We start from the raw sequence: 8,882 nt of genomic DNA, 5'->3' as shown, positions 1-8,882 counted from the left end.
ACCGAGCTGGGCACGCCCCAAACGGTGGCCGTGGCATAACTACGTCTGGGGTTTGGGGAGACTCAGTCTCAAACCGATTTATGCAACAAAGCCCATACAAAGACTAAACGCGATGTACTTCCAACTACCGATGTAGTCTTTATTGATATAACACCAGATGTTGAGAAAATGAAGCTACCGCCTTGCTTGCCACAGCCTCTCGCCAAGCCCAATTGATTTTGAGTGATTGGCATACTGGTTATTGAGAGCCGCCAACATAACCCAGCAATTCGTAGATTTGGGATTGAGGCGAGGCGTCGGGGCGCCATCAGGCAAAGCCGTAGGCAGTATAAAAGTACGACAAGGCTGTGGGCGCCCCCGACTAGGTGCCCCCAGACGAAGCAACGACGTATCAAGCGTTGAGTATGGGGCTTTACTCCAACCGAAGGACAGCATCTCCTGTAGAGCCCCTGCCTCGACTATTTCTTGAGACCTTGCAGTTTGGCAAATGCCGAGGCCATGGCGCCCTGCTGTGCTGGCTGGCTGCCGCGTTGGGGCTGGGCATAGGCGTCTCGGCCGCCACGGCCACCGCCGTAGCTGTTGCCCCGGCCCGCGCTTTCAAAGCGGTTGTCGCGCGGGCCGTCGCGCCGGGCGGGCGCGGCGTCGAGTTTCATGGTGAGGCTGATGCGCTTGCGGTCCACATCGACTTCCAGCACCTTGACCTTGACGATCTGGCCGGTCTTGACGACTTCGCGTGCGTCTTCGATGAACTTGTGGCTCATCTGGCTGACATGGACCAGGCCGTCCTGGTGCACGCCCAGGTCGACAAAAGCGCCAAACTGCGCCACGTTGCTGACCGTGCCTTCGAGCGTCATGCCTTCGCGCAGGTCTTTGATGTCTTCCACACCGTCGTTGAAGCGGGCCACCACGAAATCAGGGCGCGGATCGCGGCCGGGCTTTTCCAGCTCGCCCAGGATGTCCTTGATGGTGATGGCGCCAAACTTTTCATCGGCAAACTGCTCGGGTTTGAGCGATTTGAGCACCTCGCCACGGCCCATGATCTGGTCAATGGGCTTGCCGGTCTTGACGATGATCTGCTCGACCACCGGGTAGGTTTCGGGGTGCACGCCGGTCACATCGAGCGGGTTGTCGCCACCGCGGATGCGCAGAAAGCCCGCCGCCTGCTCGAAGGTCTTGGCTCCCAGGCCCGCCACTTCCATCAGTTGCTTGCGACTCTTGAAGCTGCCGTTGGCATCGCGCCAGCGCACCACCGACTTGGCCACCGAGCCCGAGAGGCCCGAGACGCGGGAGAGCAGCGGAGCGGACGCCGTGTTCAAGTCCACGCCTACGGAGTTCACGCAGTCTTCGACCACGGCATCGAGCTGGCGCGCGAGCTCGCTCTGGTTCACGTCGTGCTGGTACTGGCCCACGCCGATGCTTTTGGGGTCGATCTTGACCAGTTCGGCCAGCGGATCCTGCAGGCGGCGGGCAATGCTTGCCGCGCCACGCAGGCTCACGTCGATGTCGGGCATTTCCTGGGCAGCAAATTCACTGGCCGAATAGACCGATGCGCCCGCCTCGCTCACCACCACCTTGTCGATCTTCTTGTCGGCCTTGGCGGCGATCTTGATCAGGTCGGCGGCCAGCTTGTCGGTTTCTCGGCTGGCGGTGCCGTTGCCGATGGCAATCAGGTTGATGCCATGCTTTTCCACCAGCTTGGCAAGCACGGCCAGCGAGCCATCCCAGTCGCGGCGCGGCTCATGGGGATAGATGGTGGTGGTGTCGACCAGCTTGCCGGTGCTGTCGACCACGGCCACCTTCACGCCGGTGCGGATGCCAGGGTCGAGGCCGATCACGGAGCGCTGGCCGGCAGGTGCTGCCAGCAGCAGGTCGCGCAAATTGTCGCCAAACACCTTGATGGCGACTTTTTCGGCATCTTCACGCAGCCGGGAGAACAGATCACGCTCGGTCGAGAGGCTGAGCTTGACGCGCCAGGTCCAGGCCACGCACTTGCGGATCAGGTCGTCAGCCGCACGCTTGGCGTGGCTCCAACCCAGGTGCAGCGCAATCTTGCCTTCGGCAAGGCTGGGCTGGCCGGGCTCAGGCTCCACAGGGAGCACCAGCTTGGCTTCGAGGATTTCGAGCGCGCGGCCACGGAAGACGGCCAGCGCGCGGTGCGAGGGCACGCGTCCAATGGGTTCGTCGTACTCGAAGTAATCGCGGAACTTGGCAACCTCGGGGTCGTTTTCGTTCTTGGCTTCCACTTTTTTGGACTGGAGCAGGCCTTCGGCCCACAGCCATTCGCGCAGCTTCTGCACCAGGGCCGGGTCTTCGGCCCAGCGCTCGGAGAGGATGTCGCGCACGCCATCGAGCACGGCGAAGGTGGTCGAGAAATCGGGGCCAGGTTTGCCGTCGTCCAGCGTGGTGGCGGGCTTGCAGAAAGCCTCGGCCTCCTTGTGCGGATCGAGCGAGGGGTCGGCAAACAGCTTGTCGGCCAGCGGCTCGATGCCAAATTCCTTGGCAATCTGGCCCTTGGTGCGGCGCTTTTGCTTGAACGGCAGGTAGATGTCTTCCAGCTCCTGCTTGGTAGGCGCGTTGGCAATGGCCAGACGCAGCGCATCGGTCAGCTTGCCCTGCTCGTCGATGGCCTTGAGCACGGTGCCGCGGCGCTCTTCCAGCTCGCGCAGGTAGCTCAGGCGTTCGTCCAGCGTGCGCAACTGCGTGTCATCGAGGCCGCCCGTGGCCTCCTTGCGGTAGCGGGCGATGAACGGCACGGTGGCGCCGCCATCGAGCAATTCCACCGCCGATTTGACCTGCGATTCGGCAACCTTCAACTCCCCCGCAATCTGCGCAATGATCTTGTGCATGCTTGACTCTCGCTCCAATGCATTTCTGGCAAAGACGCCGAGTGTGCCATAGGCAGCAGCACCTACTGGTAATAAGCACAGGGGTTCTCACGTATTGCTGCATTTTTGATAGCTTTCAGCGCTTGTTATACATACGCAAAGCCCTCATATGGGCAGAATCGTAAAACAATGCGAATACGCGGAGCGTTGCAGTCTGCCCGGCAGGCTCTACACTCGGCGGGACCACTTTTGGATGTTTCACACCCCCTGCGCTGCCGTTTCGTCCGTATCTGCCCTCTGCCATGTCTCGCGCAACTGATTCCACGTTCGACTTGTTTGGTGACACAGGTGCTGCCGGTCACGGAGACGCGCACCTGCCCGCGCCCGCACAGCCCGGGTCTGGCATGGCCACGCCAGCCGCCCAGTCTATTGAGGAGGCTACTGCAACCGCGACCACTGCGCCGGCCACGCCACGCAGCCGCGCCCAGGCCGTGGCCCCTGCCCAGCCCCTGCTGGGCGACGGGTTGGCAGAGCGCCTGCCTGCCCTGCTGCGGCTGGGCGGCTCGTCGTGGTCGTACCCGGGCTGGCAGGGGCTGGTGTGGGCCAAGGCCTATAGCGAGCGCATTCTGGCGCAGCGGGGCCTGACCGCCTATTCGCAGCACCCACTGCTGCGCACCGTCAGCATTGACCGCAGCTTTTACCGGCCGTTGGCGGCATCGGAATACGCGGTGTACGCCGCCCAGGTGCCGGAGGATTTTCGCTTTGTCGTCAAGGCACCTTCGCTGGTGTGCGATGCGCAGGTGCGCGGTGAGGAAGGCCGGGGCCGCGAAGCCAATCCGGTGTTCCTGAGCCCCGATCTGGCGCTGGATACCTATGTGCGCCCTGCGTGCGAAGGCCTGGGCAGCAAGCTGGGCGTGCTGCTGTTTCAGCTCAGTCCCCTGCCGATGGGGCGCCTCATCCGCCTGCAGCAAACGCTCTCAGAACTGGAGCGTCTTGCGCTTGCTGTACAAGCGCAACTGGCCGGTTTGCCTGAGAATGCGCGGCCCATTGTCGCCTTCGAGGTACGCGACCCCGACTGGCTGCGCCCCGACATCGCGCCGCACTTTGCCCAGATTCTGCGCAACAGTGGCGCCACCTACTGCCTGGGCCTGCACGCCAAGATGCCACGGATTGCCGAGCAACTGCCGCTGCTACGCGCCCTGTGGCCCGGCCCGCTGGTGTGCCGCTGGAACGTGAACCCGGTCTTCGGCCCCTACGGCTATGCCGAGGCGGAGCAAAAGCTCGCGCCGTTTGACCGCATCCAGCAGCCCGACGATGCGACCCTGGAGATTCTGGCCCGCACCATTGCTGGCATCTGCAGCAAGGGCCAGCAAGCCTATGTGACGATCAGCAACGAAGCCGAGGGCTGCGCGCCGCTGAGCATGGTGCGGCTGGCAGAGGCGGTTGCCAGCCAGCAGGCGGCATAACGCATACATTGCACACATTGCACACATTGCAGGCATTGCGGCATTGCACGTATTTCCCCCAGGCCAATCTTCGGTTGCCTCTACCGCTTGCAATCACTTGCGATGTTTTGCGCAAATTTGCGGCTTGCGGGCGGCATCCGGCTCGCATGGATACCGGCGAGGCCTATGATTGCCGCTTTGGCGCTGGCTTCGGACCCGCTGCCATTGCCGTGATGGCCTGCGATGGATTGCCGGCCACCTTACTGATTGATTGCTTCATGCGTTACCGCACCCTCCCCCGCCTCGCCGCCATCGCGGCGATCTGCCTGTCACCACTGGCAGCCAGCCTGCCCTTGCTGGCGGCAGAACCCAAGATCAACAACTTTGCCGTGGCCGACGCAGTCACGAGCGTGCAGCTGTGCGGCAACCGCAACAGCGGCAGCAACAAATCTGCCCAGCCCTACCGTGTGGTGCTGGGCGAGCAGAACGGCCAGTCGGTGCTGTTTGTGCAGTGGATGAACCAGCCCGAAGGCGCAGGCAGCTGGCGTGGCGTGGCCGCCCATACCCAGGGGTTTGCCGAAATCAACGACGACAAGGCGGGCCTGACGCTGCAGAACCTGCGCTGCACAGCCCAGGGCAAGGGCATCCGCATCACCGCCAACGTGGTGGGCGGCCCCAAGACGACCAAACGCCGCCAGATGCGGCTGGATGTGGGGCCTGCGCTGGAGAAATACGAGATCACGTTCACACCAGCGCTCAAATAGCGGTGGTCTACAGAATGCCCAGCGTCTTCACATCCTTGGCCCAGCGGGTGAGTTCGGCGTCGATCATGCGCTGAAATTCGGCCGGGGTGCTGGTTTCGGGCTCCACGCCCTGCTGGGCAAACACCTCGCGCACCTCGGGCTTGGCCACGATGGCATGGATTTCCTTTGCAAGCCGCTCGATGATGGGGGCCGGTGTGCCGCCGGTGGTCAGCACGCCATACCAGGACGAAAACGCATAGCCGGACAGGCCCGACTCAGCCACCGTTGGCACATCAGGCAAGGATTTGAGGCGCTTGGCGGTGGTCACGGCCAGCATGCGCGTCTGCCCGGTGCGCACCGATGCCAGGGCAGGTGGAATGCCGGAAAACGCCATATCGACCTGGCCGCCCGAGAGATCGGTGATGGCCTGCGAGTTGCCTTTGTACGGCACATGCAGCATGTCCACCTTGGCCTGCTGCGCAAACAGGGCGCCCGCCAGGTGCAGTGTGGAGCCCTGCCCGCTGGAGCCATAGCTGAGCTTGCCTGGCTGCTTGCGGGCGGCATCGATCACGTCCTTGGCACTCTGGTAAGGGAGTTTGCTGTGGATGAGCAGTACGTTCCCCGAATCGGCCACCAGCGTGACGGCAGCCAGACCGGTGCGCGGGTCATACGGCGGCTTGGCCATCAGGCTGGGGGCCACCGTTTGCGCGCCCATCGAGCCGAGCAGCAGCGTCAGGCCATTGGCGGGCGCCTTGGCAACGATATCGCCTGCAATGAGGCCACCCGCGCCCGGCTTGTTCTCCACCACCACCGGCTGGCCCAGGCGCTGCTGCAGCTCTCTGGCGATCACGCGCGCGAGGATGTCGTTGCCGCCACCAGCTGCAAAGCCGACCACCATGCGCATGGGGCCGGAGGGAAATGCAGGCTCTGCAGCCTGCGCGCCAGCGCCCAGCACGGCAATGGCGGCGGCCAGCAGCGCGCGGCGCGTAAAAAGATTTGTCATGCCAGTGTCTCCTTGGGCTTTTTCCGTCGATGTTCTTTGTCCGTGTTCTTTCCGTGCTCTTTATTTGGCGGCTGACGCTGCAACGGCTTCGCCTTCGATCAGCTCCGCCCGCTTGGCATACCTGGCCGCGAGTACGGCGCACACCATCAGCTGCATCTGGTGGAACAGCATCAACGGCAGCACCATCATGCCCACCGTGCTGCTGGCAAACAGCACCTTGGCCATGGGCACGCCGCTCACCAGGCTTTTCTTGCTGCCGCAGAAAACGGCGGTAATTTCATCTTCCTTGTCAAAGCCCAGGCGCCGCGAAAGGAAGGTCGTCAAGAACAGCGCCAAGGCCAGGATGGTGGCGCAGATCACCAGCAGGCCCACCAGCGTGCCCACCGATACCTGCCGCCAGATGCCTTGCACGACGGCAGCGCTGAACGCGGTGTAGACCACCAGCAGAATCGAGCCCTGGTCGACCACCTTGGTGAGCTTGCCATGGGCCTTGATGAAGGGCCCCACCCAGCGCTGCAGCAGGTGGCCCAGCGCAAAAGGCAGCATCAGCTGCAGCAGGATCTTGACCACGGCATCGACAAACGAGCCACTGGCGCCATGCTCGGTCACGAAAATGCTCACCAGCAGCGGCGTGATGAACACACCCAGCAAGGTAGAAGCCGAGGCACTGCAGATGGCGGCCGGAATATTGCCCCGCGCCATCGACACAAAGGCAATGGACGACTGCACCGTGGATGGCAGCACGCACAGGAACATCACGCCGACGTAAATTTGCGGCGATACCAGCGGCGTGAGCACCGGCTTGAGCAGCCAGCCCAGCAGCGGAAACAGGGCAAAGGTGCTGAGCACGATGAACAGGTGCAGGCGCCAGTGCATGATGCCGTCGAGCACCGCCTTGCGCGAGAGCTTGGCGCCATGCAGAAAGAACAGCAACGCCACGGCGGCGGTGGTCACTTTCTCCAGGACGGACGCAACATCGCCGGTCGCAGGCAGAAAGCTGGCCAGCAGCACGACGGCCACCAGCATCAGGGTGAAGTTATCGGGGCGGAATTTCATGCCCGCATTGGACGCCAGCGGGCATCAAAAGTAAAATTAATTTATAAGATAGATTAATGATTTAAAGTCATATATAGCATCGACGCGCAAAAATGCACGAAGTTTTGCGTGCGAGCGTTCGTCTGGAAAGCCTCATTTGCTATCAAATTGATAAAACATCAACAATCCCCCTCCCCATGCACGTCACCCTCCGCCAACTCCAAGTCTTCATGGCATTGGCCCAGAGCCACAACTTCAGCCAGACAGGGCAGGCCCTGGGCCTGACGCAATCAGCCGTCAGCCGCGCGATGGTGGAGCTGGAAGGCCAGCTCAACGTGCGGCTGCTGGATCGCACCACGCGCGAAGTGCTGCTCACCCAGGCGGGCCAGCTGCTCGCCCAGCGTGTGGCGCCCTTGCTGCATGAGCTGGCCGACGTGCTGGACGAGGTAGCTGATGTGGGCCAGGCGGCGCGTGGTGTGGTGCGCGTGGCCAGCAGCCCTACCCTGTCGGCAGCGCTGATGCCTGCCTGCATTGCCGCGTGCAGCCGCGATCTGCCAGAAGTGCAACTGCAGCTGGTAGACAGGCTCCAGCAAGAGGTGCTGGCCCAGGTGCGCAATGGCGACGTGCACTTTGGCGTGGTGGTGGAGCCGCCCGAGCTGGGCGACCTGGAGCACACCACCTTGCTGCACGACCCCTTTGTGGCCGTGCTGCCCGCCAGCCACGCTCTGGTGCGGGGCCAGGCAGACAGTGCGGCCATCACACTCGTTTGGGCCCGGCTGCAAGGCCTGCCGCTCGTGCTGCTGGACCATGCCTCCGGCAGCCGCAGGCTCATGGATTCGGCCCTGCTCGCCCATGGCTGCGGGCCTGCGCATTGCCCCGTGGTGCAGGAAGTGGGCCATGTCACCACCGCCTTCCGGATGGTGGAGGCAGGTATCGGCATCAGCATCATGCCGCGCCTGGCCATTCCGCCGCAGGGCCTGCCGGGTTTGCTGGTGGCCGATCTCGTGCCACTGGTGGAACGCGCCATCATGCTGGTGCGCCGCCGCCAGCGCAGCCTGCCAGCGGCAGCACAGGCCGTGTGGGATCGGGTAGCTAACTTGTTGATACATCCCCAACGTCAATGAGCGTCAGCTAAAGCTGCAGGACTACAAATTGATAGCAGATGGCGTGTTACAAACACCAGCTAAGGCACAGCAGGCAACCTCTGCCTGTACTGCCCTTTGAGAACCGATCACCTGGAGGAAAACCATGGCACAAACAAGTATTCGATTCGCCGCCATCGCGGGCGCTGCAGCACTGGCGGCCCTGCTGAGCGCCTGCGCAAGCACCGACCGCTCCGCGCCGGTGGCAGAAGCCATCATCAAGCCGACCGAAGGCAACAACATCAGCGGCTACATCCGCTTCTACCAGGCCGGCAAAGACACCGTGCGCGTGAACGCCCAGGTAACCGGCCTGCCACCCAACAGCGAACGCGGCTTTCATATCCATGAAAACGGCAACTGCTCCGCCCCCGATGCCATGAGCGCTGGCGGCCACTACAACCCAACGGGCCACCAGCACGGCAAGGCCGGCCCGCAAGCACACGTGGGCGACCTGCCCAGCCTGATGGCCGACAGCACCGGCGTAGCCACCCTCGTCTACGAAACCAAGAACATCTCGATCGGCACGGGCCAGCCCAGCGATGTAAAGGGCCGCGCCGTGGTGGTGCACAAGGACAAGGATGATTTCACCACCCAGCCTACCGGCAACTCCGGCGCACGCATCGGCTGCGGCGTGATCCAGTAAGCCACTAAGCCACTTGCATTGCCATCGGCAGCACTCCGCATTGAGC

7 protein-coding genes are annotated in these 8,882 nt (G+C 63.0%); 4 read left to right on the top strand and 3 right to left on the bottom strand.

Annotation, left to right across the window (positions count from 1 at the left end):
• Positions 1-458: 458 nt before the first annotated feature.
• Complete coding sequence (locus HNP33_RS17045) at positions 459-2,846, bottom strand: Tex family protein (RefSeq protein WP_184710551.1); 2,388 nt, start codon at positions 2,844-2,846, stop codon at positions 459-461.
• A 383-nt stretch (positions 2,847-3,229) separates the two neighbouring features.
• Between HNP33_RS17045 and HNP33_RS17040 the strand changes: the two genes are divergently transcribed.
• Positions 3,230-4,291 carry a DUF72 domain-containing protein gene (locus HNP33_RS17040; protein WP_184710630.1) on the top strand — a complete coding sequence of 354 codons (1,062 nt, stop codon included), beginning with the start codon at positions 3,230-3,232 and terminating at the stop codon, positions 4,289-4,291.
• A gap of 257 nt (positions 4,292-4,548) precedes the next feature.
• On the top strand, positions 4,549-5,034 hold the full coding sequence (locus HNP33_RS17035) for a hypothetical protein (protein ID WP_184710553.1): 486 nt from the start codon (positions 4,549-4,551) through the stop codon (positions 5,032-5,034).
• Positions 5,035-5,041: 7 nt separating this feature from the next.
• Here the strand turns inward: HNP33_RS17035 and HNP33_RS17030 are convergent, their stop codons facing one another.
• Positions 5,042-6,016, bottom strand: a complete 975-nt coding sequence (locus tag HNP33_RS17030; protein WP_184710555.1) for a Bug family tripartite tricarboxylate transporter substrate binding protein — start codon at positions 6,014-6,016, stop codon at positions 5,042-5,044.
• A 60-nt stretch (positions 6,017-6,076) separates the two neighbouring features.
• A complete protein-coding gene (locus HNP33_RS17025; protein WP_184710557.1) occupies positions 6,077-7,072 on the bottom strand; it encodes a bile acid:sodium symporter family protein in 996 nt (331 codons plus the stop codon).
• A gap of 176 nt (positions 7,073-7,248) precedes the next feature.
• On the opposite strand from HNP33_RS17025, the gene HNP33_RS17020 reads away from it, so the two are divergent.
• Together HNP33_RS17020 and HNP33_RS17015 are read left to right on the top strand one after the other, a co-directional pair.
• Positions 7,249-8,175 (top strand): LysR family transcriptional regulator, encoded by a 927-nt coding sequence (locus HNP33_RS17020; protein ID WP_184710559.1) that lies wholly within the window; start codon positions 7,249-7,251, stop codon positions 8,173-8,175.
• Positions 8,176-8,299: 124 nt separating this feature from the next.
• Positions 8,300-8,836: a superoxide dismutase family protein gene (locus HNP33_RS17015; RefSeq protein ID WP_184710561.1), complete on the top strand. Its 537-nt coding sequence runs from the start codon at positions 8,300-8,302 to the stop codon at positions 8,834-8,836.
• Positions 8,837-8,882 lie beyond the last annotated feature (46 nt).

Source organism: Comamonas odontotermitis, assembly GCF_014207855.1.
GTDB classification, from domain to species: Bacteria; Pseudomonadota; Gammaproteobacteria; order Burkholderiales; family Burkholderiaceae_C; genus Comamonas; species Comamonas odontotermitis_A.
Note: the sequence above shows the minus strand (reverse complement) of the source record. Positions and strands in the feature narration are given on the sequence as shown.

Bases quoted from the DNA above. Each gene is read 5' to 3' on its own strand.
- HNP33_RS17020 (WP_184710559.1), top strand. From the start codon at position 7,249: ATGCACGTCACCCTCCGCCAACTCCAAGTCTTCATGGCATTGGCCCAG.
- HNP33_RS17025 (WP_184710557.1), bottom strand. From the start codon at position 7,072: ATGAAATTCCGCCCCGATAACTTCACCCTGATGCTGGTGGCCGTCGTG.
- HNP33_RS17040 (WP_184710630.1), top strand. From the start codon at position 3,230: ATGGCCACGCCAGCCGCCCAGTCTATTGAGGAGGCTACTGCAACCGCG.
- HNP33_RS17030 (WP_184710555.1), bottom strand. From the start codon at position 6,016: ATGACAAATCTTTTTACGCGCCGCGCGCTGCTGGCCGCCGCCATTGCC.
- HNP33_RS17015 (WP_184710561.1), top strand. From the start codon at position 8,300: ATGGCACAAACAAGTATTCGATTCGCCGCCATCGCGGGCGCTGCAGCA.
- HNP33_RS17035 (WP_184710553.1), top strand. From the start codon at position 4,549: ATGCGTTACCGCACCCTCCCCCGCCTCGCCGCCATCGCGGCGATCTGC.
- HNP33_RS17045 (WP_184710551.1), bottom strand. From the start codon at position 2,846: ATGCACAAGATCATTGCGCAGATTGCGGGGGAGTTGAAGGTTGCCGAA.